The 24,712-nt window shown below is 74.3% G+C and carries 27 protein-coding genes; 15 read left to right on the top strand and 12 right to left on the bottom strand.

Annotated elements, in window-relative coordinates; all coding sequences use genetic code 11:
• Positions 1-65: 65 nt before the first annotated feature.
• From HC251_RS12715 to HC251_RS12705, 3 genes are read left to right on the top strand one after another with little or no spacing between them, the layout of a single operon-like run.
• Entirely contained in the window at positions 66-251 is a 186-nt protein-coding gene (locus tag HC251_RS12715) for a hypothetical protein (RefSeq protein ID WP_219940988.1), read from the top strand.
• Complete coding sequence (locus HC251_RS12710) at positions 248-1,678, top strand: methyltransferase domain-containing protein (RefSeq protein ID WP_219940987.1); 1,431 nt, start codon at positions 248-250, stop codon at positions 1,676-1,678. Before HC251_RS12715 ends, HC251_RS12710 begins: the two co-directional genes overlap by 4 nt.
• The gene (locus HC251_RS12705; protein WP_219940986.1) at positions 1,675-3,822 is read left to right on the top strand and encodes a sulfatase-like hydrolase/transferase; all 2,148 of its coding nucleotides are present in this window, start codon (positions 1,675-1,677) and stop codon (positions 3,820-3,822) included. The genes HC251_RS12710 and HC251_RS12705 overlap by 4 nt, the downstream gene beginning before the upstream one ends.
• Before the next feature lie 18 nt (positions 3,823-3,840).
• Here HC251_RS12705 and HC251_RS12700 read toward each other — a convergent pair whose 3' ends face one another.
• On the bottom strand, positions 3,841-4,323 hold the full coding sequence (locus HC251_RS12700) for a hypothetical protein (protein ID WP_219940985.1): 483 nt from the start codon (positions 4,321-4,323) through the stop codon (positions 3,841-3,843).
• A gap of 70 nt (positions 4,324-4,393) precedes the next feature.
• Here HC251_RS12700 and HC251_RS12695 point away from each other — a divergent pair, with 70 nt between their 5' ends.
• Positions 4,394-5,614, top strand: coding sequence for an amidohydrolase family protein (locus HC251_RS12695; RefSeq protein ID WP_219940984.1), 1,221 nt, complete (start codon positions 4,394-4,396; stop codon positions 5,612-5,614).
• Positions 5,611-6,069: a MarR family winged helix-turn-helix transcriptional regulator gene (locus HC251_RS12690; protein WP_219940983.1), complete on the top strand. Its 459-nt coding sequence runs from the start codon at positions 5,611-5,613 to the stop codon at positions 6,067-6,069. The genes HC251_RS12695 and HC251_RS12690 overlap by 4 nt, the downstream gene beginning before the upstream one ends.
• A gap of 134 nt (positions 6,070-6,203) precedes the next feature.
• Here the strand turns inward: HC251_RS12690 and HC251_RS12685 are convergent, their stop codons facing one another.
• Positions 6,204-6,749 carry a nitroreductase/quinone reductase family protein gene (locus HC251_RS12685; RefSeq protein WP_255566392.1) on the bottom strand — a complete coding sequence of 182 codons (546 nt, stop codon included), beginning with the start codon at positions 6,747-6,749 and terminating at the stop codon, positions 6,204-6,206.
• Positions 6,658-7,806: a DUF3048 domain-containing protein gene (locus HC251_RS12680; RefSeq protein ID WP_219940981.1), complete on the bottom strand. Its 1,149-nt coding sequence runs from the start codon at positions 7,804-7,806 to the stop codon at positions 6,658-6,660. Before HC251_RS12680 ends, HC251_RS12685 begins: the two co-directional genes overlap by 92 nt.
• Positions 7,807-7,988: 182 nt before the next feature.
• On the opposite strand from HC251_RS12680, the gene HC251_RS12675 reads away from it, so the two are divergent.
• The 4 genes from HC251_RS12675 (at position 7,989) to HC251_RS12660 (ending at position 12,630) form a co-directional block, all read left to right on the top strand.
• Positions 7,989-8,957 (top strand): TIGR03885 family FMN-dependent LLM class oxidoreductase, encoded by a 969-nt coding sequence (locus HC251_RS12675; RefSeq protein ID WP_219940980.1) that lies wholly within the window; start codon positions 7,989-7,991, stop codon positions 8,955-8,957.
• Positions 8,954-10,624, top strand: coding sequence for an alpha-amylase family protein (locus HC251_RS26020; protein ID WP_219940979.1), 1,671 nt, complete (start codon positions 8,954-8,956; stop codon positions 10,622-10,624). The genes HC251_RS12675 and HC251_RS26020 overlap by 4 nt, the downstream gene beginning before the upstream one ends.
• A gap of 334 nt (positions 10,625-10,958) precedes the next feature.
• Positions 10,959-12,032, top strand: a complete 1,074-nt coding sequence (locus HC251_RS12665; RefSeq protein WP_219940978.1) for a hypothetical protein — start codon at positions 10,959-10,961, stop codon at positions 12,030-12,032.
• A gap of 295 nt (positions 12,033-12,327) precedes the next feature.
• The gene (locus HC251_RS12660; protein WP_219940977.1) at positions 12,328-12,630 is read left to right on the top strand and encodes a TraR/DksA C4-type zinc finger protein; all 303 of its coding nucleotides are present in this window, start codon (positions 12,328-12,330) and stop codon (positions 12,628-12,630) included.
• A 46-nt stretch (positions 12,631-12,676) separates the two neighbouring features.
• On the opposite strand, the gene gdhA is transcribed toward HC251_RS12660, so the two are convergent.
• Positions 12,677-14,017, bottom strand: coding sequence for an NADP-specific glutamate dehydrogenase (gene gdhA, locus HC251_RS12655; protein WP_219940976.1), 1,341 nt, complete (start codon positions 14,015-14,017; stop codon positions 12,677-12,679).
• A 209-nt stretch (positions 14,018-14,226) separates the two neighbouring features.
• Here gdhA and ric point away from each other — a divergent pair, with 209 nt between their 5' ends.
• From ric to HC251_RS12640, 3 genes are all read left to right on the top strand, one after another.
• Positions 14,227-14,937: an iron-sulfur cluster repair di-iron protein gene (ric, locus tag HC251_RS12650; protein WP_219940975.1), complete on the top strand. Its 711-nt coding sequence runs from the start codon at positions 14,227-14,229 to the stop codon at positions 14,935-14,937.
• Positions 14,934-15,692: a DUF1971 domain-containing protein gene (locus HC251_RS12645; protein WP_219940974.1), complete on the top strand. Its 759-nt coding sequence runs from the start codon at positions 14,934-14,936 to the stop codon at positions 15,690-15,692. Before ric ends, HC251_RS12645 begins: the two co-directional genes overlap by 4 nt.
• 206 nt (positions 15,693-15,898) lie before the next feature.
• Positions 15,899-16,348 (top strand): universal stress protein, encoded by a 450-nt coding sequence (locus HC251_RS12640; RefSeq protein WP_219940973.1) that lies wholly within the window; start codon positions 15,899-15,901, stop codon positions 16,346-16,348.
• Positions 16,349-16,449: 101 nt separating this feature from the next.
• On the opposite strand, the gene HC251_RS12635 is transcribed toward HC251_RS12640, so the two are convergent.
• Positions 16,450-16,755, bottom strand: coding sequence for a hypothetical protein (locus tag HC251_RS12635; RefSeq protein WP_219940972.1), 306 nt, complete (start codon positions 16,753-16,755; stop codon positions 16,450-16,452).
• A 79-nt stretch (positions 16,756-16,834) separates the two neighbouring features.
• Positions 16,835-17,203 (bottom strand): DUF1622 domain-containing protein, encoded by a 369-nt coding sequence (locus HC251_RS12630; RefSeq protein ID WP_219940971.1) that lies wholly within the window; start codon positions 17,201-17,203, stop codon positions 16,835-16,837.
• Between the two features lie 176 nt (positions 17,204-17,379).
• Between HC251_RS12630 and HC251_RS12625 the strand changes: the two genes are divergently transcribed.
• Genes HC251_RS12625 through HC251_RS12615 form a run of 3 tightly spaced genes read left to right on the top strand, consistent with a single transcriptional unit; the run spans position 17,380 to position 20,357 of the window.
• Complete coding sequence (locus HC251_RS12625) at positions 17,380-19,395, top strand: PEP/pyruvate-binding domain-containing protein (RefSeq protein WP_219940970.1); 2,016 nt, start codon at positions 17,380-17,382, stop codon at positions 19,393-19,395.
• The gene (locus HC251_RS12620; RefSeq protein WP_219940969.1) at positions 19,392-19,928 is read left to right on the top strand and encodes a hypothetical protein; all 537 of its coding nucleotides are present in this window, start codon (positions 19,392-19,394) and stop codon (positions 19,926-19,928) included. The genes HC251_RS12625 and HC251_RS12620 overlap by 4 nt, the downstream gene beginning before the upstream one ends.
• Positions 19,929-20,357, top strand: coding sequence for a hypothetical protein (locus HC251_RS12615; RefSeq protein ID WP_219940968.1), 429 nt, complete (start codon positions 19,929-19,931; stop codon positions 20,355-20,357).
• Here the strand turns inward: HC251_RS12615 and HC251_RS12610 are convergent.
• From HC251_RS12610 to HC251_RS12585, 6 genes are all read right to left on the bottom strand, one after another.
• Positions 20,302-20,757, bottom strand: coding sequence for a hypothetical protein (locus tag HC251_RS12610; RefSeq protein ID WP_219940967.1), 456 nt, complete (start codon positions 20,755-20,757; stop codon positions 20,302-20,304). The genes HC251_RS12615 and HC251_RS12610 overlap by 56 nt on opposite strands.
• Complete coding sequence (locus tag HC251_RS12605) at positions 20,754-21,731, bottom strand: metallophosphoesterase (RefSeq protein WP_219940966.1); 978 nt, start codon at positions 21,729-21,731, stop codon at positions 20,754-20,756. The genes HC251_RS12610 and HC251_RS12605 overlap by 4 nt, the downstream gene beginning before the upstream one ends.
• Positions 21,732-21,776: 45 nt before the next feature.
• Positions 21,777-22,229, bottom strand: a complete 453-nt coding sequence (locus HC251_RS12600; RefSeq protein ID WP_219940965.1) for a hypothetical protein — start codon at positions 22,227-22,229, stop codon at positions 21,777-21,779.
• A 95-nt stretch (positions 22,230-22,324) separates the two neighbouring features.
• Positions 22,325-23,080: an SDR family NAD(P)-dependent oxidoreductase gene (locus HC251_RS12595; protein WP_219940964.1), complete on the bottom strand. Its 756-nt coding sequence runs from the start codon at positions 23,078-23,080 to the stop codon at positions 22,325-22,327.
• Positions 23,077-23,721 (bottom strand): SDR family oxidoreductase, encoded by a 645-nt coding sequence (locus HC251_RS12590; protein ID WP_219940963.1) that lies wholly within the window; start codon positions 23,719-23,721, stop codon positions 23,077-23,079. The genes HC251_RS12595 and HC251_RS12590 overlap by 4 nt, the downstream gene beginning before the upstream one ends.
• A 2-nt stretch (positions 23,722-23,723) precedes the next feature.
• The gene (locus HC251_RS12585; protein WP_219940962.1) at positions 23,724-24,704 is read right to left on the bottom strand and encodes an LLM class flavin-dependent oxidoreductase; all 981 of its coding nucleotides are present in this window, start codon (positions 24,702-24,704) and stop codon (positions 23,724-23,726) included.
• Positions 24,705-24,712 lie beyond the last annotated feature (8 nt).

Genomic DNA, 24,712 nt, shown 5'->3' with positions numbered 1-24,712 from the left:
CGGCGGGGAGACGGCGCCGGACGGTCGATGGCTCGCAGCGCTGCGAGCAGCGGTAGTGTCCCGTGATGCTCAGCTATCTCGACGCCGGCGCGGGCACCATGATCATCGCCGCCCTCGCCGGCGGCGCCGCCGGCGTGGGAGTCCTCTTCCGGATGTACAGCAACCGCTTCCTCGGCCTGTTCTCCAAGAAGCGGCGGGCCGAGGCGGACCGGGCGCGCGAGGAGCTCGTCGGCTCCAAGCCATCCGATTGACCGGCCCCCCCGGTGAGGGCGACGCCGCTGATCCCGGGTCGTTCCGCGACCCGCTGTCGCGCGTCTTCATCGTCGACGGCGAGGTCTACCGGGGCCTGACGGCCGCCGGTGCCGAGGACCTGGCGGCGGCCCGGACCACCGGGGCGCTGGCCGCCCTCGAGGACGAGCACAAGGTCGTCGCCACCCGGGTGCTGACCACCGAGGAGCGCCGGAGCCTGGACCTCGGCGACGAGTGGGCCGAGGTCGTCCACCACCGGCGCATCACGCCCATCAGCTACCCCTTCGAGTGGAGCTTCGGGATGCTGCGCGACGCCGCGGTGCTGCAGATCGAGGTGGCGCGCCGGCTCCTCGGCGACGGGTGCATCACCAAGGACGCCACCCCCTACAACGTCCAGTTCGACGGGGCCCGCCCCGTGTTCATCGACGTCGGATCGTTCGAGCGGCTGCGCGCCGGTGAGCCGTGGCCGGGCTACCGGCAGTTCTGCGAGCTCTTCTTGAACCCGCTCGTCGTCCAGGCCGTGGGAGGCATCCCGTTCCAGCCGTGGCTGCGGGGGTCGCTCGAGGGGATCCACCCCGCTGAGGTGGCGGCGCTCATCCGGGGCCGCAAGCGCCTCGACCGGCGGCTGGCGGTCCACGTGTCGCTCCACGCCCGGGCCGAGCGCCGCTACGCCGACCACGACGCCGACGGGTCCCGGCTCGACGTGGAGATGACCCGCGCCGGCTTCGGCCCCAAGGTGCTCGACGCCCAGCTCGACAACCTCCAGAAGACGGTCGAGTCCCTGCGCTGGGACGTCGACGAGTCCACCTGGTCGGACTACGGAGATCGGTCGCACTACACCGACGGCGACCTGGCCGCCAAGGAGGCCTTCGTCTCCCGCACCGTCGCCCAGCAGCGCCCGGCGACGGTGCTCGACCTCGGCGCCAACGACGGCCGCTTCTCCCAGCTCGCCGTGGACGCCGGGGCGCGCTCCGCCGTAGCCGTCGACTCCGACCACCTCGTCGTCGACCGCCTCTACCGGCGCCTGCGGTCCGCCGCCGAGCACCGCATCTTGCCCCTGGTCCTCGACCTGGCCGACCCCTCGCCCGGCCTCGGCTGGCGGGGACGGGAGCGCCCACCGTTCGTGGAGCGCGTCCGTCCCGACCTGGTCCTCGCCCTCGCCGTCGTGCACCACCTGGCCCTCTCCAACACGGTGCCGTTCCGCCAGATCGTCGACCTCCTCGCCGACTTCGGCGCCCCCCTGGTGGTGGAGCTCCCGCACCGCGACGACCCGATGGCGGCCCGGCTGCTGGCCCGCAAGCGGGATGGCCTCTTCGACCACTACACCCGGGAGGGTTGGGAGCTGGCCCTGCGCCGGCGCTTCGACGTGGCCGAGAGCGAGACGCTGCCGTCGGGCACCCGCACGCTCTACCGCTGCACCCTGCGGTGACTCTCGTCGCGGACCGGGGGCCGGACGAGCCATCGAGCGGGCTCCGTCCGTCCGGGTCCGAGGCCACTGAGGCACCCTCGTGGTGGCGACGCGAGGGCGCCGCCTTCGTCGAGATCTTCGCCCTGTCGGGCTTCGCCGTGGCCCAGCCCGTCCTCGACCTGTTCGGGCGCACCCCCAGCCAGTTCGTCTTCCGCAACGCCGAGGCCGCCGACATCGTGCGGTTCGCGCTGCTCGTCGCCGGGGCCGTGCCCCTCGCGCTGTGGCTGGTCGAGGCGACGGTGGGTCTGGTCTCCGGCATCGCTCGGAGGGTCGTCCACCTGGCCATCGCGGCCGTGCTGGTCTGGGTGTTCGCCGTGCAGGCCGGCCGCAGCCTGGTGAGCGGGTGGCCGCTGATGGCGCTCGCCGTCGTCGGGGCCGTCCTCGGCACGGTCCTGGTCGCCCGGGCGGCGGCGGCCCGGCTGTGGCTGCGGTTCGCGTCCGTCGCCCCGGTGGCCTTCGTCGCCCTGTTCCTCTTCGCCTCCGACACCGCCCCCCTCGTCGCCGGGGACGACGTCGAGGTGGCCCGGACCGCCGTCGGGTCACCGGCCCCGGTCGTGATGCTCGTGCTCGACGAGCTGCCGCTCACGGCCATCATGCGCTCCGACGGCACCGTGGACGACGAGCTGTACCCCAACCTGGCCGAGCTGGCCGCGGGTTCGACCTTCTTCCGCAACACCACCGCGGTGAGCAGCTCGACGGGCTACGCGGTGTCGTCGATCGCCACCGGCACGATGCCGAGGGACGGGGCCGCGCCCCTCGCGTCGGACCACCCCGAGAGCCTCTTCACCCTCCTCGGTGACACCTACGCCATGAAGGTCACCGAGTCGACCACGCGCCTGTGCCCCACCGACCTGTGCGAGGTCGACGCACCGCCCGCGACCGTCGGGTCCGGGTCGCTCCTCGGCGATGCCGTGGACGTGATGCGGGCCCGGCTGTCGCTCTCCGGTGACGCCGGCGACGTCACCGCCGGCTTCGTCGAGGCCGAAGCGGACGCCGAGGCCGAGGCCGAGGCGGAGGCCGACGTCGACGCAGAGGCCGACGCCGCCGGATCGGGCGAGGACGTCTTCGCCGACTTCCACATCAACCAACCGAGCCGGTTCCGCCAGCTCCTCGACGGCCTCGAGGACGACTCGGCCACCCTGCACTACCTCCACATCCTCCTGCCCCACGTGCCCTACCGGTACCTGCCCTCCGGCGCCCGCTACGAGCCGCCGGCGGCCGACTCGGGCCGCATCGAGGACGACTGGGCCGAGGAGGAGTGGTTCCCGACGCTGGCCCGCCAGCGCCTCCAGCTGCAGGTGGCCTACCTGGACGGCCTCGTGGGGGAGCTGCTCGCCACGCTCCGCGAGCGCGACCTCTACGACGAGGCGCTCGTCGTGCTCACCGCCGACCATGGCATCTCCTTCCACGCCGGTCGGCCCATCCGGGGCATCGAGGGCCAGCCCCTCACCGAGCCGACCCTCGGCGAGCTGGCCTGGGTACCGCTGCTCGTCAAGGAGCCGGGCCAGCGCGACGGCCGCGTCAGCGACGCCAACGTCCTGACCGTCGACGTCCTCCCGACGATCGCCGACGTCCTCGACGTCGACATCCCCTGGGAGATCGACGGCACGTCGGCGCTCGGCGCCGGGCGGGACGACGAGGCCAAGCCCTTCCACGGCGCCGACGTCCACGCCTTCGGGGTGGCGTCGCTCGACCCCATCTCGATCGATCCCGAGACCGGCCGGGAGAGCGTGGCCGACGCCGCCGTCGACCGCTTCCTCGACGGGGGGTCGGGGGCGGGGCGCTTCTGGCGCATCGGACCACACGCCGACCTCGTCGGCACCGACGTCGGCGCGGACGCCGACCTGCGCCCGGTCGAGGCCACCCTGCGAGATCCCAGCCGCTACGACCTGGCGGACGATCCCACCCGGGTGCCCGCCCTGGTGAGGCTGGGCGTGGCCGCCGACCTGGTGGGCGAGCAGCTCGCCGTCGCCGTCAACGGCGTCGTGGGCGCGGTGGCCCCGGCCGTCCCCACCGACGGAGGCGCCGAGGTCGTCGTCATGGTCGACGACGCCCTCCTCCGCACCGGTCCCAACGACGTCACCGTCCACCGTCTCGCCGGCTGAGCGGCCGGCCTCCGCCGATCAGGGAGCGCCGGGGTCGCCGTCGGTGCGGTCGGCCAGCCACGTGGGCCAGGGGACCGGGGGGTTGGGGAGGGGCTCGATGCCGCGCTCGGCCAGCAGGCGCTCGAAGCCCTCGGGGTCGGCGGGGACGGCGCGCGGGTCCCCGCACATGATCTCGTAGAGGGTGGCGCCCTCGGGTCCGGCCACCAGGGGGCCGAACACGGCTCCCTGCTCGAGGCTGATGTGGGTGCCGGGCGAGCAGACCCGGTCCCCGACGGTGAGCTCGCCGCTGACCACGAACACGAAGTGGTCCGAGGCGTGCCCGTGGCGTTCGACGACCATCCCCGGGTCGTAGCGGGCGTAGACGACGAGGCGCGCCGGCGACCACTCCAGGAACTTCTCCCAGACCGAGGTCCGGCGGCCGTCGTGGGACTGGGCCTTCACCTCGGTCCACGGGTGCTCGTCGATCGAGGAGATCAGGGGACCGGGCCGGTCGTCGCTCATCGGGGCTCCGTGACAGGTAGGTGTGTGGAAAGTAACTTGGCACATAGCGATCCATCCGTCGAGGAGCACCATGCCCGTCACCCCTGCCGTCGAGGACCTGCCCCGCATCATCTCGGTCGACGACCACATCCTCGAGCCCCGGGACCTGTGGCAGCGCGAGCTCCCCGCCTCGCTGCGGGACGGCGGCCCCCGGGTCTCCCGGGAGCGGGTCACGCTGTCCTTCACCGGCGGCCACTACGGCTTCGAGCGGGGCACGCCCGACGGGCAGTGGTGCGACGTCTGGCTCTACGACGACCTCGCCATGCCCACCGGCCGCCTCCACGCCCCCGTCGGGATGGAGCAGGCCGAGGTCGTCAACGTGCCCGCCATCTACGAGGACTTCCGCGACGGCGCCCACGACCAGGCGGCCCGCCTCGTCGACATGGACGCCAACCACGTCGAGGCCGCCGTCAACTTCCCGAACACCTTCCCTCGCTTCTGCGGCCAGGGCTTCGCCGAGCGCGAGGACAAGGACCTCGCCCTCCGGTGCATCCGCATCTACAACGACTGGATGATCGACGAGTGGTCGGGCGGGGCGGGCCGTCACCGACTCATCCCCCTCACCCTGATCCCGCTGTGGGACGCCGACCTCGCGGCCGACGAGGTGCGCCGGTGCGCGGCGAAGGGCTCCTACGCCATCGCCTTCTCCGAGAACCCGGCGCGGCTCGGGTTCTCGTCCATGCACTCAGGGGCGTGGGACCCGCTGTGGCGGGCCTGCCAGGAGACGGCCACGACCGTGACGATGCACATCGGGTCGTCGTCGCAGATGCCGACCACCTCCCCCGACGCGCCGCTGGCGGTGAGCATGGCGCTCAGCGCCCAGAACGCCCAGGGCTCGCTGTGCGACTGGATCTTCTCCGGGACCCTGGAGCGGTTCCCCGAGCTCAAGGTCGTGTACGCCGAGAGCCAGATCGGGTGGATGCCCTACCTGCTCGAGCGGGCCGACATCGTGTGGCGCGACGGGGTCGGCGGCGTCGACCTCCCCCGGGCGCCCAGCTCGTACGTGCCCGGTCGCGTCTACGGCTGCATCTTCGACGACCAGCACGGGCTCAGCTCCCGGGAGGCGGTGGGGATGGGGTCGATCCTGTTCGAGACCGACTACCCCCACGCCGACGGCACCTGGCCCCGCTCGCGCCAGGTCGCGCACCGCCTCTGCGCCACCGCCGGCATGGACGAGGCCGACACCGTCGCCTTCCTGCGCGGCAACGCCGTCGAGGCGTTCGGTCTCGGTCGGTTCGGGATCGAGCCGTGAGCTCCTGGTCCGCCGAGGCGGGCATCCCCGAGATCGAGGTGGGGCTGCTCACCCGGGTGGTGAGGCTCAACATGCTCGTGACCCGGGTCCTCGACGACCTGGTCGAACCCCACGGCATCACCGTCTCGGACTACCTGGTGCTGGCGCTCATGCGGCGGGGGCGCTCGTCGCCGGTCGAGCTGTGCGCGATCCTCGGCCGCACCACCGGCGGGATGAGCCTCACCATCGAGCGCCTCGTCGCCGCCGGCTGGGTCTCGCGTCGCCCCGACCCCCGCGACCGGCGGCGCATCATCGTGGAGCTGACCGACGTCGGTCGCGCCAAGGCCGAGGCCGTGAACCAGGCGCTGCACGACTGGGAGGCGGCGCTGGGGCTGACCCCGGAGGCGCAGGCCCGGATCGAGGCCGACCTGGCCGCCGTCACCGACGTCGTCGCCGGGGTGCCCGCCCGGCGCTGAGGCCAGCCCAGGGGGCGGGCCGCGCACCTGCGACCCATCGCAACCTGCGATGGCCAACGAGGGTCTTGCTGGCTGAGCGTCGCAGCGTCGGAGATGTCGCCGGTTCGCGCCTCTGCCGGTCGTCCTCGTGATGGTCAGGCGCGGGGTTCGAGCACCACGACGGCGGTCTTGGTCGGACGGCGCGCCGCGAAGGCATCGAGGTGCTCGTCGATCTCCCGCCAGCACGACCACAGTCGCTCCCGCTCCTCGCCGTGCGCCGCCCGGGCGGTCACGAGACGGGGTCCGTCGCGGGTCTCGACCCGGGCGTCGGGGTGGGCCTGGAGGTTGAGCCACCACGCCGGCTCGGCCGTCCCCCACCCGTTCATGGCCATGGTGACGAGGGTCGGCCCATCCTCGATGTAACCGACCCGGACGCTGCGGTCGCGGCCTGTCCGCCGACCCACGGTGGTGAGGCGCAGCGCTCCCCACCCACCCGGCTTCGGTCGCCACAGACCGAGGCGGCCACCCGTCAGACGGACGACGCGGCGGTGGGCGAACCAGAAGGCCCGGATGAACCAGCGAGGAGGGAGCCGGGGGCGCGACACGGGATCAGGCCGCCGGCAGCAGCGTCGCCGCGGCCGGCTCGACCAGCTCGATCCACGTGCGGCCGGCGGAGAGCCGCACCGGCCGGCCGGCGGCATCGAGGAGCGAGAACGGGGAGTCCTCGGTCGGCCGCTCCCACCGGCCGGTGACGACCTTGCCGTCGATCAGGATCCACGCCTCGCCGGCGCCGACGGTGACCGCCTCCGGCGACCGCGGATCGGCCGGGCTGGGGCGGTAGTCGGTGAAGGCCACGACGACGTTGCGGGGACCGACGGCGTAGCCCTCACCGTCGACGTGGACCGACTCCCGCTGGTACCGCACCCACCGCCGGACGGTGGGCTGCCACTCCCAGCGGATCGGGCTCGAGGCCATGCCCCCGTGGTCGATGGCGACGCCGCCGGTCGGCTCGCCGCCGCTCACCGGCGCGCCCCGGGGACGGAAGTCGCTCAGCGGTGGCGGCGGCGTGGCGACGCCCGGGTCACCCCAGACCACCTCGGTCCGCAGGTAGAGGTCGTGCGGGGCCGACCGGTCCGGCACCCGGACGTAGGCGGGAGGAGACTCGCCACCGCGGTCGAGGATCGCCGGGGCGGCGCGGACCGCGGCGAGCACCCCCGGGTTGCCGCCCGAGTAGGCGAAGAGGCTCGTGCCGAAGGCGGGGAGCAGGTGCACGTCGGTGGTGCGGGCCGAGCGGATCGGGCCGACGGGCGGCGGGTCGGTCGAGTGCATCAGGAGCACGAACCGGGTGATCCCGCCCTCGACCACCTCCTCGACGACGACGTCGGCGAAGGCCAGGCCGGTCTGCGGTCGGGCGGTCTCCCCGGGCACGTCGAGGTTGTCGACCTTGATCGCCAGGAGAGGGCGGTCGAGCGTGCGCGGGTCGGCGACGGGAAGGCCGGTCAGCGGGGCACGGGAGCCATCGTCGGGGACGTCCTCGGGGAGGAACCGCAGGCCCGGGACCGTCCCCTCGGTCGTGTCCGACGCCGGCGCCGTGGTCGGCTGGTCGCCCTGCGGGGTCGTGCGCTCGGCGTCGGGGTCGCCCCGGGAGATCACGACCACGAGCGCCGCCCCGAGGAGCAGCGCGGCGACGACGGCGACGGCGATGACGACGGTCCGTCGCCCGACGGGTCGGGACGGGCTGGAGGCGGGCGCCGTCACCGGACCGGCCGAGGGGGTCGTGGGCCGATGGTGCTGGCTGATGCGCTGATCGCACCTCGCACGTCGACCTCCTCCTTCCACCCCGATCGTGGCCCCCGCCGAGGGTCCCCGGCAGGGCCGAAGGTCATCCCCGCGCCGGCCGAACGGGTGAGCGTGGCGATCGTCGGGTAGTCGCAGGACCCATGACGATCGTCGGCTTCCACGCGTCCCACGAGCAGATCCACCCGGCTGCGCTGCTGGAGGCGGTGCAACGGGCCGAGTCCGCCGGGTTCACCGCGGGCATGTGCTCGGACCACTTCGCCCCGTGGAGCGCCCGGCAGGGCCAGAGCGGGTTCGCCTGGTCGTGGCTCGGCGCCGCCCTCGCCACCACCGGCCTCACCTACGGCGTGGTGAACGCTCCGGGGCAGCGCTACCACCCGGCGATCATCGCCCAGGCGGCGGCGTCGCTGTCGGCCATGTTCCCGGGGCGCCTGTGGGTGGCGCTCGGGTCGGGGGAGGCGTCCAACGAGCACATCACCGGGGACGGATGGCCCCGCAAGGAGGTGCGCAACGCCCGCCTCCTGGAGTGCGTCGAGGTGATGCGGGCCCTCTTCGCCGGCGAGGAGGTCAGCCACGACGGCCTGGTCACCGTCGACCGGGCGCGGCTCTGGACCCTCCCCGAGGAGCCGCCGGCGCTCATCGGGGCTGCGGTGTCGGTCGAGACGGCGGCGTGGGTCGCCGGCTGGGCCGACGGCCTGGTGACCGTCAACCAGCCGGTCGAGCAGCTCCGCCGGGTCGTCGACGCCTACCGCAGCAACGGCGGTCGCGGTCGGATGGCCGTCCAGGTCCACGTCTCCTACGCCGCCGACGACGACGCCGCCCTCGCCATCGCCCACGACCAGTGGCGGACGAACGTGGTGGGCCCGCCGGTGAGCTGGGACACCGACAGCGTCGAGGCCTTCGACCTCGTCGGAGAGCGGATCCGGCCCGAGGACATGCACGGCACCGTCCTGATCTCGAGCGACCCGGCCCGCCACGTGGCGTGGATCGAGGAGCTGGCCGAGGTGGGGTTCGACATGGTGAACCTCCACCACGTGGGCCAGGACCAGAGGGAGTTCATCGACACCTTCGGTGAACGGGTGCTCCCCGAGCTGGAGGTGACCCGCCCGTGAAGATCACCGACACCAGCGACCTGTGGTGGAAGACCGCCGTCGTCTACTGCCTGGACGTCGAGACCTTCCTCGACTGGGACGGCGACGGCACCGGCGACGTGGCGGGGCTCGTGCAGCGCCTCGACTACCTGGCCGAGCTCGGGGTCACGTGCCTGTGGCTGATGCCCTTCTACCCGACGCCCGACCGCGACGACGGCTACGACATCACCGACTTCTACGGGGTGGACCCCCGCCTCGGGAACCACGGCGACATCGTGGAGCTGTTCCGCACCGCGAACGACCGTGGCATCCGGGTGATCGTTGACCTCGTCGTCAACCACACCTCGGACCGCCACCCCTGGTTCCGGTCGGCCCGGGCCAGCCGGAGCTCCCGCTACCGGGACTGGTACGTGTGGAGCGACGACCCGCCGCCGACCAAGCCGTCCGACATCGTCTTCCCGGACCAGGAGACGAGCATCTGGCAGTGGGACGACAAGGCCGGGCAGCACTACCTGCACCGCTTCTACCGCCACCAGCCCGACCTCAACGTCTCCAACCCCGCGGTGCGGGACGAGATCGCCAAGGTGATGGGCTTCTGGCTCTCGCTCGGCGTGTCGGGGTTCCGCGTCGACGCCGTGCCGTTCTTCATCGAGACGGCGCAGCTGCACGACGAGAGCCTCCCCGACCCCCACACGTACCTGAAGACCCTGCGGGCGTTCCTCAGCCGCCGCCAGGGCGACGCCATCATGCTCGGCGAGGTCAACCTCGCCCACGACCAGCAGTACGAGTTCGTGGGCGGGGACGACGGCGACGAGCTCACGATGCTCTTCGACTTCATCACCATGCAGCGCCTCTACCTGGCCCTGGCCCGGGCCGACGCCGAGCCTCTGGTCGAGGCCCTGCGCGACCGGCCCGAGCTGCCGAGGCACTGCCAGTGGGCGACCTTCGTCCGCAACCACGACGAGCTCACCCTGGACAAGCTCGACGACGACGAGCGGGCCGAGGTCTTCGCCGCCTTCGGGCCCGACCCCGACATGCAGATCTACGGGCGCGGCCTCCGTCGCCGCCTGCCCCCGATGCTCGACGGCGACCCTCGCCGGATCCGCATGGTGTACAGCCTGCTGTTCTCGCTGCCCGGCACGCCCGTGCTGTTCTACGGCGAGGAGATCGGGATGGGGGAGGAGCTCTCGGCCGAGGGCCGCAGCGCGGTGCGCACGGCCATGCAGTGGAACACCCATCGCAACGGCGGGTTCTCCGAGGCCGCCCCCTCCCGGCTCGCCGCACCCGTCGTCGAGGGCGCCTTCGGCCCCGAGCACGTCAACGTCGAGGCCCAGCGGCGGGACCCGTCGTCCCTGCTGCGGTTCGTCACCCTCCTGGCCCAGCGGTACCGCGAGGCGCCCGAGCTCGGCTGGGGTGCGATGGAGGTGCTCGACCAGCCGCACCGGTCGGTGCTCGCCCACCGGACCAGCCACGACGGGGCCTCCACCATCGCCGTCCACAACCTGGGCGCCGAGGCGTGCACGGTGCCCCTGCAGCTCGCCGACGAGCCGGAGGGGACCCGCCTGGTCGACCAGCTCTGCGACGGTGCCACCGAGCTCGACGCCCGGGGTCGGGTCGAGCTGGAGCTCGAGGGCTACGGCTTCCGGTGGCTGCGGGTGGTGAACCCCGGGGACCGACGCCTCACCTGATCCGCCGACGCGCTCGGTGAGCGCCGCGGCGGGATCCTGCGGAGGGGCGCCGTTCGCGGGAGGCGGGGCTATGGTCGAGGCCATGACGGCGACGGCTGCGTGCTCACATCGGGGGTTCATCATCCCCGCGTTCGAGCGCCGGACCGACTGGCGCTCGCTGCTCCTCGGCGCGCCGCCCACCCGCACCTGAGCCTCCGTCGGCCGCCCGCAGGGCCGCCGACGGCAGGTGTGGAACCGACGAGGGCGCGCCGGACGGGCGCGCCCGGTGTCGAGTGAACGGCGCGCGGGCCCATCGCCCGCTGCGCCGGTGTCCGTCTCGTCCCGAGGAGCAGCCATGGCGCTCGCGCGCACCCCCCGACCGACCGACGACGATGTCGTCGGGCCCCTGATCCGCAGCCACCCGTCGACGCCCGTCGTCACCGTGGCGATGGCGACCAAGCCGGCGGCGCACCTGCGCAGCGGCGACCGGCGCCGCCTCGCCCGCCACGTGAGCGGCGCCGAGCGCCGCCTGGCGCGGGCCGTGCCGCCGTCACCCGCCCGGGCCCGCGTCGTCCGCCAGCTCTGGACCCTGGCCGACCGGGTGGCGCGGGCGCCCGCCCGTGAGGGCGTGGCCCTCGTCGCCGGCAGCGACGACGGCCGCACCGTCGTGTTGCACCACGCCGTCACCGATCGCGTCATCGTCGGGCCGGCGCCCACCTACGAGGGCATCATCGAGGCCACGTGGGGCTTCGGCCGCCTCGCCATCCTCCGCCTCACCGCCGGCGGCGCCCGCCTCATCTGCTCCGACGGAGCGACGCTGTGGGAGCCGAGGCCGCCGTGGGACCCGCTCGGGCTCCAGCTCCACATCGGCTTGGCCCGGGCCGACCTGCTGGTCAGGGCGGCGCTCCCGGGTCGGACGCCGCTGGTCGTCGCCGGCGACGACCGGATCGTCCGGGCCTTCCTCGACCGGGGCCACCGGGGCCCGGTCGTCGGCACCCTGGCCGGCGACCACTCCGAGACGTCGGCCGCCACGCTGGCGGCGCTGGCGCAGCGCACGTTGCGGCGGGCACTGGACGATCGCCAGCGGTCGGCAATGGTCAGCCTCGCCCTCGCCGTCAACCGGGGCACCGCCGTCCGGGGGCTGGCTCCGGTGCGGGCTGCGACCCCCGGTGCCCACCACGTCCTGCTCGTCGAGGACGGGGCCCGGCCACAGGTCGCCACCGGTCCCGACCGCCCCCTGACCGACCGGCTGGCCCGGGCCGGCGGGAGCGTCGTGGTCGTCCCCGACGGCTTCCTCGCCCACCACGGACGGGCGGCGCTGGCGCCGGACCACCGCACCCTCCCGTCCGCCCCGTCCCCCTCGGAGCGCTCCTCCGACGCCGACGTCGGTGGCGACGCCGACCGGCGCATCCTCGAGGCGGTGCGGTGATGGTGCCGAACGAGATCATCGTCCTGCTGGTCGTGGCGACGGTGATGGCCGCGACGTGGTCGGTCGCCCGCGGTCGCCGCTGCACCTGCCACCGCGACGAGCCGCTGGCCGGCCTCGGCGCCCTGGGCGCGGTCACGGCCCGCGTCCGGCGCCGCCAGAGCCAGACGGTCCGTCCCGCCGACGCAGCGCCCCGGCCTCGTCTCCGACCGGTGCCGTACCCCGCCCGCCGGCGGGGCGGGCCCCGTCGACACCCCGTCCCGACCCGATCCCACCACCGAGGAGCATCCCCGTGTCCATGACCGCACCCCACCGACCCACACCGATCGAGCCCGATGCCCTGATCCGTCTGCGCGAGGTGCTCGTCGCCGCCATCGAGGCGAACGAGCGCCAGGCGGCCGGCGTGCCCGTCGGCGCCGAGGCCGACGCCCACCGGGTCGCCCGGATGTCGCTCGAGGACGCCCTGGGCCGGCTCGACGCCGGCACCTACGGGAGCTGCGCCGCGTGCGGCGAGCCGCTGCCCGTCGAGCGCCTGGAGCTGGTGCCCGACGCCGAGCTCTGCATGGGCTGCCTCCAGCGGCCCCGGGCCCTCTACGGGTGACCCGCTCCGGGCGGCCCGGCCCCCACCGCCGGGCCGCCCCCGGCGATCAGACGAGGCCGAAGGCGACCATGGCCTGGGCGACGCGCTGGAAGGCGGCGATGTTGGCACCCTTGACGTAGTCGCCCTGGGCGCCGTACTCCTCGGCCGTCTCGAAGCAGGCGGCGTGGATGCCCTTCATGATCTGGGCCAGGCGGGTCTCGGTGTGCTCGAAGGTCCACCGGTCACGGCTGGCGTTCTGCTGCATCTCGAGGGCGGAGGTCGCCACGCCGCCGGCGTTGGCCGCCTTCCCGGGGGCGAAGAGCACCCCGGCGGAGGTGAACACCCGCAGCGCCTCGGGCGTGCAGGGCATGTTGGCGCCCTCGGCCACGGCGATGCACCCGTTGGACACCAGCATCCGGGCGTCGCGACCGGACAGCTCGTTCTGTGTCGCGCACGGGACGGCGACCTGGCAGGGGACGTCCCAGATCGACCCCCCGGCCTGGTGGGTGGCGCCCGGTCGAGCCTCGGCGTACTCGGTGAGGCGCTGGCGCTCGACCTCCTTGACCTGCTTGAGCAGGCCGATGTCGATGCCGGCCGGGTCGAAGACGACGCCGTCGGAGTCCGAGCAGGCCACGACCCGCCCGCCGAGCTGGGTGATCTTCTCGATGGCGTAGATGGCCACGTTGCCCGAGCCGGACACCACGCAGGTGCGGTCGTCGAGGGCGGTGCCGTTGGCGGTGAGCATCTCCTCGAGGAAGAAGGCGGCCCCGTAGCCGGTGGCCTCCTTGCGGACGAGGGCACCGCCCCAGTCCGTGCCCTTCCCGGTGAGCACACCGGACTCGTAGCGGTTGGTGATCCGCTTGTACTGGCCGAACAGCCACCCGATCTCGCGGGTCCCGACACCGATGTCACCGGCGGGGACGTCGGTGTACTCGCCCAGGTGGCGGTACAGCTCGGTCATCAGGCTCTGGCAGAACCGCATGACCTCGTCGTCGGAGCGACCCTTGGGGTCGAAGTCGGACCCGCCCTTGCCGCCACCGATGGGCAGGTTGGTCAGGGCGTTCTTGAAGGTCTGCTCGAAGCCGAGGAACTTGACGGTCCCGAGGTAGACGCTGGGGTGGAAGCGGAGCCCGCCCTTGTAGGGCCCGAGGGCGCTGTTGAACTCGACGCGGAACCCCCGGTTGATGTGGACCTCGCCGTCGTCGGCCTGCCAGGGCACCCGGAAGATGATCTGGCGCTCCGGCTCGCAGATGCGCTGGATGATCTTCTGCCGGGCGAACTCCGGGTGCTTGCTGACGACCACGCCCAGCGACTCCAGGACCTCACGCACGGCCTGGTGGAACTCGGGCTCACCCGGGTTCCGGCGCAGGACGTCGGCGTAGACCTCTTCGAGCTTCTCGTCGATCACCGCGGCGACCCTCGTTCAGATGCAGGACAGGAACAGGCGACCGTAGCGATCGCCCCCGGGCCGATCACAGCCGTGGCGGCCCGAGGTGCCGCCGGGCCCGCCCGGTGGGTGGGGCTCGGGACCTTCGGCCCTGGGGCGGGTCGCCCGGCCACCGTAGTATTTCTGCTGACCGCTAGAAGAACGCATCGGCGTTCGGACTGGAGAGCCCTGTGACCACCATCGACGCCTCCCACGGATCGCTCGATCGCCCCCTGGGAGAGCTGGTGGCCGAGCGCCCGGCGCGGGCTCGCGTGCTGGAGCGCCTGGGCATCGACTACTGCTGCCAGGGGCACCGGACCCTGGCCGAGGCGACCCTCGAGGCCGGGCTCGACCCCGTGGCGGTCGCCGCCGAGGTCGACGCCGTGGTCGCCGAGGTCGACGACGGCGCTGACCGCCTGGAGCCGACCGCCCTGGTCGACCACATCGTGGCCACCCACCACCGCTACCTCGACGAGGAGCTCCCGCTGCTGGTCGCGCTGGCCGAGAAGGTCCGCGACGTCCACGGGTCCCGCCACCCCGAGCTGGAGCGCGTCGCCGCCCTCGTCACCGAGATCCGCGACGACCTCGTCCCGCACCTCGCCAAGGAGGAGACGGTGCTCTTCCCCGCCATCAGGGAGTGGGCCGACGGGCAGCGGACGTTCCCGTTCGGGAGCCTGGCGAACCCGGTGCGGGTGATGATGCTCGAGCACGACCGGGCCGGTGAGCTGCTCCGTGACCTGCGGGAGGCGACCGCCGGGTACCAGCCGCCGAGCGACGGGTGCGCGAGCTACCAGATGCTCTACCAGCGCCTCGAGCACCTGGAGGCCGACACCCACCGGCACGTGCACCTGGAGAACAACGTGCTGTTCCGGGCGGTCACGGGCGAGGCGGGGCCCTGGTGAGCGCCGTGCTGCTCCCGGTCGGGCTGGTCGAGGGCCGCCGCACACCGGTGTTCGACGACGAGACGCTCCCCGGCCCGCTGGCCCGCTCGCACCGGACCACGGTGTGGGCCACCTTGCACGTCGAGGCCGGCAGCGTCCGCTACGCCGACATCGAGGGGGACGAGCGGCGCGACGAGCGCCTCGAGGCCGGTGATCACATCGTCATCCCGCCCGGGCTCGGGCACGAGGTCGACCCGTCGACCGACGCCCGGTTCTTCGTCCAGTTCCACCGGGAGCCGGCTGCGCCCCTCGTGCCGGGCCCGGCCGAGGAGCCGGTCCGCGCCCGGTACCGGGACGCGCCGTGGGAGCACCGGGGACGGGACCTCGACTCACCCGAGGAGATCCTCGAGATGGTCACCCGGCAGTACGCCGACGTCGTCCAGGACGACCTCCTGGCGCCGGCCTTCACCATCGGTCCCGGCCACGTGGACTGGCAGGCCCTGATCGGATCGATCGCCGACTACTGGAACCACGTTCTCCTGTACGCCCCGGGCTACGAGATCGACGCCATCGAGGCCCACCGGAAGGTCCACGAGCGCTCGCCGCTCACCCCCGAGGCGTTCGACCGGTGGCTGCTGATCTTCCGCGACACCGTCGACGGCGGCTGGTCCGGACCCAACGCCGAGATCGCGAAGAAGCGGGCGACGGGGATGGCCCGGGCCCTGGCCAACCGCCTCCTCGGGCGGGGCGCGTGGGCGCCGGCCCCGGCCCGCTGACCCCTGCGGGGCCGCCGCGGCGACGCCAAGGCCTCACGTGGCGTGGAGGTCGAGGCTGGGCGAGGGGTGCGCGACCGGGGCGCTGGACGTCACCGCCGATGGGCGGGCGTTCGTGACCCAGGTGTGACGGAGAGGACGTGCCGCGCCGGGAAGGGGTGCGTCATGACTGCACCGGCGCGCTGCGCCCCCGACCGCTCGGCCGGACGATGAAGGTCCTCGTGGCCATGGACCACACCCGCACGTCGCTCGAGGCGGCGCGGACCGCCGTCCGCCTGCTGGGACCGAGCGGCGCCGAGTTCCTGGTGGTGAACGTCGCCGAGGTGCCGGTGCCGTGGCTGGCGTCCACCCCCGGTTTCGGGGTCGTCGCCCCGCTGACGCTCGAGGTCGAGCCCGCATCCGAGGTCGACGAGGCGGCCGTCCTCGCCGACGAGGCGGAGGCTGCGGGTGTCCCGGACGCCGAGATCGAGGTCGTGATCGGGGATCCCGGCCAGGAGATCTGTGCGGCCGCCGAGCGTCACGACGTGGACCTCATCGTCGTGGGCAGCCACGACCGCTCCGCCCTGGCCCGCCTCATCGAGCCGTCCGTCTCCCACCGCGTCCTGCGGGGCAGCTCGTGTCCCGTCCTGGTGGTGCCGGACCGCCACCCGACCGACTGAGCGGGCCTCCGGTCGGGCTCGGGTGGCGGCGATCCACGCCGGCGGGTGGGCCCCGGCCTCGTTCGGTCCACCGGGGCCCTCACCCGCCGGGCGTCAGACCGTCACCCGCCTGCGTCGGCGTCGGCATCGCCACCGTCGTCCACGTTGACGTCCGGGGCGTCGCCACCGTCGATGTCCACGTCGGGAGTCTCGCCACCGTCCACATCGACGTCAGGCGCCTCCACGTCGGCGTCGGTGTCGACGTCGACGTCGGCATCGGCGTCCCCGCCGAGCACGAAGAAGCCGATGACGGCGATGACGATCAGGGCCGCGACCGCGATCGCGACCCAGAGGAGCGTCCGCTTCCTGTCGGGACCGTGGCCCCCGTCCTGCCCTGGTCGTTCTCGGTGTCGTGTCGTCGTCGCCATCGTGATGTCCTCTCGTCGGGTACGTCAGACCCCTCGCCCCTCGGCGGGGTCCGTAACGGCCGCAGCGGTCACGGTTCGGTCACGAGGGGGTCGTCCGCGGGCGTCGGCCCTGCTCCTGGGCCTGCCAGGGCCAGTGCCCCTCGAGCTCGACCTCGAGGCTGAAGCTCAGAGCGGTGCGGATGGCGACGATGATGGCCAGCGAGCCGGCGCTCTCGAGCGTCGGGGACACGGCCACGGTCCGGATGATGTCGGCGGCGACGAGGACCTCGAGCCCCAGGAGGATGGCCCGCCCGACCCGTTGGCGCAGCGATCGGTAGACCTCCGCGGCGGTGCTGCGGCGGAGCTGCCACAGCGACGTCGCCCCCGCCGCCACGACGCCGACCACGATGACGGCGACCCCCGCGGCGTCCATCGCCTTGCCCACCGCTTCCATCGCATCCTCGAACATGGGGCGCGTTCTCCCCCTCGGTCGTCGTCGCACCAGGAGGGCCCGGTCACGATCAGGTCACAGCGCTCCGAACCGGGGTTGGCGGGACCCGATCGGGGCATCGCACGGAGACCATGGACGGCCCGATGAGGACTCGGCGAGCCGCGGTCCTTCGGATCGGGCCCTCGGTCGTGGGGTTGCGGGACCCCGGAGGCGACGACCCCGACCTCGTCGGGGGCAAGGCCGCGGCGCTGGCGGTCGCCGCCGCCGCCGGCCTGCCCGTGCTCGACGGCATGGTCCTCACGACCACCTTCGTCGCCGACGTCGACGGGGGGGCAGCGCTCGGCGAGCACCCAGCGCTCGACCAGGTGCTCGCCTTCTTCGGCGAGCAGTCGCTGGCCGTCCGGTCCTCGTCGCCCGTCGAGGACCAGGCGGCCTCGTCGATGGCCGGCCGCTTCGCATCGGTCCTCGACGTCGCCGGCCCGCAGGAGCTGGTCACGGCCGTGGGCAAGGTGCTCGCCTCCCGCCAGGTCGTGGCCGACGACGACTCCTCGGCCGGCGCCGACGACCCCATGGCCGTGCTGGTGCAGCCCTACACCCCCTCGCGGGCCGGGGGCGTCCTCTTCGGTGTCGACCCGGTGACCGGTCGGAGCGATCGCCTCGTCGTGGTGGCGGCGGACGACCCCGACGCCGTCGTCAGCGGTGAGGTCGACGGCACCCGCAACGAGCTCGACCTCGAGGGCTCCCGCACCGACGATGGCGACGACGCCACCCTCCCCCAGGGCCTCCGCCGGGAGCTGGCGGCGCTGGCGCGGGCGGCTGAGGCCGCCTTCGGTGCGCCCCAGGACGTCGAGTGGCTCGTCGACGGCACCGGCCGGGTGCGACTGCTCCAGAGCCGCCCGGTGACGACGGTCGTGCGGGGCGTGCCCCGAGGACCCCTGTACGGGCCGGGTCCGGTGGCCGAGACCTTCCCCGAGCCGTTGAGCCGTCTGGAGCGGGACCTGTGGGTCCCCCCGCTCGACCAGGCGATGCGGGAGGCGCTCGTGCTGGCCGGGACGAGGAGGCGCGACGCGCTCGACGGCCCTCTCGTCGTGGCGCCGGGCGGCCGAGTCGCCGTCGACCTCGAGGCGACCGGTGACGAGCCGCCCGTCCGCCGCCGCTGGTACCACCGGCTCGACGTGGTCGGGCGGACGCGGGCCGTCGCCTCGGCCTGGCGGGTCGGGCGGCTCCGCGCCGCCCTGCCCGAGCTCGCTCGGGACGTGGTCGACCGGGCCGACGACCGGCTCCGCGCCGTCGACGGCGTCGGGTCGCTGAGCGACCGCCAGCTGGTGGCCCTCGTCGAGCGGTGTCGGGCGTCCCTGGTCTCCCTCCACGCCCACGAGATCCTCATGGGCCTGGTGGTCGACCCGGCCGCCCCCGAGCTCACGGGCGTGTCGGTCGCCATGCGGGTGCTGGGCGAGGCCCGCCGCGACGGCCGGGACGATCGCCGCATCATCGCCGAGAACCCCGTCGTGCTGGCCCTCACCGCCCCTCGGGTCGGCGGCTCGCCGCTGCCCCGGCTCGAGACCTCGTTGCCGGCCATGGCCCGCTCGGGCGAGGAGGCCGATCGGGGCGCCATCCTCCGGGAGGCGCTCCGCCTGCGGGTCCGCTGGTACCAGGAGCTCTCGGCCCGGGCGGCGTGGGAGGTCGGGCGACGCCTCGACCGGGCCGGATCGATCGGCGATGTCGAGGCCGTCCGCCACCTGCGGTGGGCCGACGCCAGCGTGGCGCTGCTCGGCCGGGCCGACATCCTCGACGCGGACCCCGAGCCGGCCGACGAGGTCGAGCCCCTGCCCGGCGTCTTCCGCCTCTCGGACCGTGGCCTTCCCATCGCGTTCCGCCGCCCCGGCGTCCGAGGCGAGGCCACCGGAGCCGGGGGAGGGGTGGGCCGCGGCCTGGTCACGCACGATGCCGACGATCCCCCGTCGGGGTCCGTCCTCGTCGTGGGCACCCTGCGGCCCGACCTCGCCCCCGTCCTGCCCCGGTTGGCCGGGCTGGTGTCCGAGACGGGCAGCCCGCTGGCCCACCTGGCGATCCTCGCACGCGAGGCCGGGGTGGCGACCGTGGTCGGGTACGCCGACGCCACCGCGCAGCTCGTCGACGGCGACGAGGTCGAGGTCGACGGGGGTGCCGGCGAGGTGCGATCGAGCGACGAGGACGAGGAGGACCGATGAAGAAGGTCGCGTGGCTGGCCCTGGTGGCCACCTTGCTCGGCGCCGGCGGGTACGCCGGGGTGTACCTCTACCGCTGGGAGTGGACCCGGGCCCAGTTCAGCGGTCTCGTGTTCATCGGGGCGGAGGTGGCGCTCGTCGGCGTCGTGCTGCTGCGGAAGCTGCGCCAGCTCGACGAGCGCTTCGACCACCGTGAGCAGCAGGTGGATCCCGTGGTCCTCGACCGCCTGCGCCGGACCCGTGCCCCCAAGGACCGCTTCGGCTGGCTCGACGAGACCCTCACCCGCACCAACGTCTTCATCACCTTCGTCGTGAGCGGGGGGATCGTGCTGTCCGGTGCGGCCTGGGTGATCGACAAGGTGGCGGGCCACACGGTCACCGCCCGCCGCGAGCGACGGCTGGCCGGCTCGCTGGCGACGGTGGCGCTGCCGGCGTCACCCCTCGTGGCCGACGAGGCCGAGCTCCTCGCTCACGACCTCCCGGCGCTCGACGATCCGGACCTCCGCCTCCTCGTCGGCGACCGGATGGTGCGCTGAGTGGCCCGCCGTCTCCTCGCTCGGATCGTCGCCGGCGGCGCGGCCGTCCTCGTCGTCGCCGTGGGCCTGGTCGCCCTGGCCGATGCCACCAAGAGCCGCCACACCACCCAGGACCCCGACAGCCGGCTGCGGGTCGAGCTGGAGGCGTCGCACCGGCCCGGCTCCGGCAAGGCGCTCCCGGCCCTGGTCCGGCCCCTCGTCGGCTACTGCGAGGCCGAGATCGCCGCCACGGTGACGAGCGCCGGTGTCGAGGAGCTGGGTGCCGGTCGGTTCCGCTTCACCCTGCGCCCGGCCCTCGACCGCTCCGACCGGCGCCAGCTGGAGGGCTGCCTCGAGGACGCGACCGTCGACCACCTCTCCGCCGAGGTCACCCTCATGGAGGACCGGGCGAGCGAGGCTCCAGCCACCGGAACACCGCCCGACCGCTGATCTCGGAGATGGCCACGGCCAGGGCCTGGACCCCGACCCACAGGCCCAGCACCGGCCACCCCTCGTTCACGAGGGCGGCGTGCTGCTCGGCGAACCCGCCGAGGATGAGCAGCAGGAGGAGGGTCGTGCCGAACGCCAGGATCACCACCGAGTCGAGGGCGGCGATCCAGACGTCGACGACCCGCCCGGCCTCGTCGACCTCCCGCCGCAGGCGCCGCCACACCACCGCGGCGTGCACGCAGGCGATGACGGCGCTGGCCACGACCAGGTCGAGCCCGTGGGAGTCGGGCAGCCCCCCGGACTGCGCCGCGCCGGCGAGGACCAGGCTGGGGGCGAGGATCACCCCGGCGTCGAGCCCCGTGAGCAGGACCTCGACGGTGGTCGTGACCGACCGTCTCACCGGCCTTCGCGAGCCCGTAGCTCGAAGCGGTCGATGACGTCGCCCTCCGGTCGGATCGCCCGCCCCACGAGGCGATCCTCGACGATGTCGAGCTTGACGAACTCGAGGGTGGACGCCGCCGCGGCGGTGAACCGCCGGGGTCGCACGCCGGTCGTCTTGCACCCGCCCCCGCTGACGACGTGGGTGATGCCGTCGATGGGGACGGTCCGCTCGTAGTGGTGGTCGTGGCCGGCGAGGACGAGATCGACGTGGTGGCGCACCAGGATCGGCTCGACCAGGTCCTGGAGGCGCTCGGTCGACCCGTGCCGACCCGACGAGTAGAGGGGGTGGTGGAGGGCGACCACCTTCCACCGGCTGGTCGCGCTGGCCAGCATGTCGTCGAGCCACTCGAGCTGGGTGTGCGTCCCGCCCTCGGCGATGCCGGGCTCGCTGGAGTCGAGGAAGAAGAGGTCGACCGGGCCGCGGGTGGCGCTGTGGTAGCGGGCGGGCGTCCCGAGCCGGTCCAGGGTCGCCTCGATCTCCCGGAGGCTCTCGTCGCCGTAGTGCAGCCCGCCGTCGTGGTTGCCCACCGCCAGCTGGAACTCGACGCCGGCGTCGATCAGCGGCGCCATGGGCCGGACGAAGACGTCCTCGAAGCGGTCCTCGATCGAGCCGTAGTAGCAGATGTCCCCCAGGAGGGCGACCAGCCCGAAGGGCTCGACGGCGTAGGTGCGGGCCATCCGCTCGGCCACGGCCATCGCCTGGCGCCCACCGCTCCCGCTGTCGCCGATGGCGGCGAACGACAGCCGGTCGTCGGTGGTGACCCAGTCCTCCGGCTCGAGCCGCAGCGTCGGGGGCTCGCCCGGGATCAGGTCCTCCCGCCCGAGGAGGGCCCAGGCCTCGCGGAGGGCGCCGCCGGTCGCCACCGCACCGGCCGCCCCCAAGCCGGCGGCGAGGACCTGGCGTCGGGTCGGCCCGGCCGGGGGCGTCGCCACCTCAGTGCGCCCTCGGGGGTGCGGGGCGGCGGGGCGCGGCCGTGGTCATGTGGGCGTGAGGACCAGGCTGTACTGGGTCACCACCTCGGTGCTGCTCTCGCCGCCGAAGTCGAGGCCCTCGGCATCGGTGGCGCTGACCCGGAGGGACCAGCCATCGGTGGTCCAGTCCCCCTGGTGCGCGGCGGGGCCGGTCTCCTCGATGGCGCCGACCGCCGTCCACCCCTGGTCGGGGAGCACGTCGGCGTAGAACGCGACCACCTCGCCGGCGGTGGCACCCCGCGTGCGGAAGCTGCGGGTGATCACGCCGTCGGTCTCGCTGCGGGGGCCCACGGCGTCGGAGCGGGGGTGGAGGGGGAGGTCCTCGAAGCGGCCGGCCTCGAAGGTCGAGACGTCGGGCGCCGGCTGGGTCTCGGGCGGGTCGCTGTCACCCCCACAGCCCAGCAGAGATGGGGCGAGGATGGCCATGCCGAGGAGGACGGCCCGAGGTCTGGTGCGCATGCGGCTGACGATGTGGTTCATGGTGACCGGGCGCTCCCCGGACGGGTGGGGCGGCGCGTCACCGTTGTGTCACGCCGCCGCCGGCGGCCGCCTGGTCACGAGGTCGGGCAGCTGCCGCCGTCGGCCATCAGGGTCTGGCCGGTGACGAAGCGGGCATCGTCGCTCAGGAGGAAGCGGACGGCGGCGCCGATGTCGTCGGTGGCGTCGCCGAGCCGTCCGAGCGGGATCCGTCCCCTGACCCGCTGCTCCATCGCCGGGTCGGTCACGAACGCGTCGGCCATCGCCGGCGACCACCCGAGGGGCGCGACGGCGTTGGCCCGGACGCCGAGCGGGCCCCACTCGCGCGCCAGCACCGCGACAAGGGCCCGTTGCTGGGCCTTGACCATGGCGTAGGCGGCCAGCAGCCGCTTGCCCTCGAAGCCGGCCTCCGAGGTCATCACGACCATGGCGCCCTCGCGGGCGGCGAGGAGGGGGAGACCGTGGCGGGCCAGCAGGTACAGGCCCCGGGAGGCGACGGCGACGTGGTCGTCGAGCTCGGCGAGGGTGATGCCGCCGATCGGTCCGGCGTGGGAGGAGAAGGCGCTGGTGGCGTTGTGGACGATGCCGTCGAGCCCGCCGGAGTCGCCCGCAGCGGCGGCGAGGGCGGCGCCCACCGAGTCGTCGTTGGTCACGTCGCAGACGATGGCGTGCCCCTCGCCCCCGGCCGCCGTCACCTCGTCGGCCACGGCGGCGGCCTCGGGACCTCGTCGCGCCGCGATCCACACGCGCCACCCCGCCGCCCCGCAGGCCAGGGCGATGCCCCGTCCGATCCCGCCCGAGGCCCCCGTCACGAGGATCGACCGCGGCATCATCCCCGCCCGCAGTCGGCCGCGAGGGCCGTGCCGGTGACGCCGACGGCGTCGGGGGAGAGCAGCAGCCGCACGGCCCCCGCCACCTCAACCCCCACGCGGCCGGGGAAGGTGGACAGCGGCGGGGCGGCCCCGAGCAGCGGGTCGGGGGCGGTGTGCACCTCGGTGGTGACGACGTTGACCCGGACCCCCCGGGCGCCCTCGACGGCGGCGAGCGAGCGCACCAGGTTCACCAGGCCGTCGCTGACGACGACCGTGGTGGCGTGCCCCGGTGCGTCGAGGGTCGCCGGCCGCTCGACGACGACCACGAGCGCGCCGCCGTCCCGGCAGCGGCCGGCGGCGGCGACGACGGTCGTGAACCAGAGGGATGTGGGCCACTCGACCTGGGTCCGCCACGCCTCCGGCTCGAGGGTGGCGAGCGGTGCGGGGCTCGGGGGGTCGGCCCAGGTGCACACGACCACGCCCGCGGCCTGGGGGCCGGCCTCGACCTCGGACCGCCACGTCTCCAGCAGGGGGTGGTCCGTCGGCGCCCACCCCCGGTCGGGGGGTGGCGCCGGCGGGCGGAGCACGTGACGCACCCCGAGGGCGTCGGCCAGGCGCGCCGATGCCAAGGTCCCCACGAAGAGCGCGGGTGGGCCGTCCACGGTCAGACGGCCGTCGACAGGGCGGCGCGCAGGCGGGGCACGACCTCGTCGCCGAGGCGGCCGATCTGCTCGCGGACGGCCTCGGGCGCCACGTCGGGCACGGTGAGGCGGAGGTTGACGGCGTCGGCCCCCACCTGGGCGGCCACGTCGGCGAGGCGCTGGGCGACCTCGGCCGGGTCGTCCACGGTGACGAGCTGGTCCTGGTCCCACCCCGCTTGGGCCGCCGTGGGGGCGTAGCTGCGGTAGACGTCGACCTGGGCGTCGAGCGCGGCGCGGGGCGCGGCGCCGATCCAGGCCCGGCGGATCAGGACGACCGAGCCGGTGCCGCCGGCGTCCCGGTAGGCGTCGGTGAGGACGCGGCAGCGCTCGGCCGGGGCCAGCGAGTCGAAGAGGAGGCCGGCGCCGACCCGCGCCGCCCGGCGGACGGCACCCGGGCTCATCGCCGCGCTGACCAGGGGGATCGGCGTCGCCGCGCAGGCGGCCACGGCCGGGTCCCCGGAGAGGGCACCCGGGGCGCGACCGACGAGCATCGGCGCCAGCGCCTCCAGGGCGGCGGTGAAGCGGGGCCCCAGCTCGGCCGTGGTGGTGCCCATGATCTCGAAGTCCTGGGCCAGGGCCCCGGCGGCCACACCCAGGCCCACGCGGCGGGGGAAGGCGGCCGCCAGCCACGCGACCTCCTCGGCCACCAGCGCCGGCGGGCGCAGCACCAGCAGCAGCGGGCAGGCGGCCGCCCACCCGGTGGGCATGGCGTCGAGGAGCCACCCGGCGAGCTGGAGCGGGTTCGGCAGGTAGCCGGCGAAGCCGCCGTGGTGCTCGCTGGTCATCACCCCGTCCCAGCCGTGGGCCGAGGCCAGCGCGGCCTGGTGGCGGAGCTCGTCGACGACCACCGCCGGTGTCGGGTCGCCGCAGGGGTAGAGGCGCAGCGACACCGAGCCCCGGGCCAGGGGGGCGAGGGTCGGGGCCCCGTGGTGCACCTCGGCCACGGGGGCAC

The organism is Iamia sp. SCSIO 61187, from assembly GCF_019443745.1.
Taxonomy (GTDB): Bacteria; Actinomycetota; Acidimicrobiia; order Acidimicrobiales; family Iamiaceae; genus Iamia.
The sequence above is the reverse complement of the archived record's forward strand: the minus strand, read 5'-3'. Positions and strand labels throughout refer to the sequence as shown.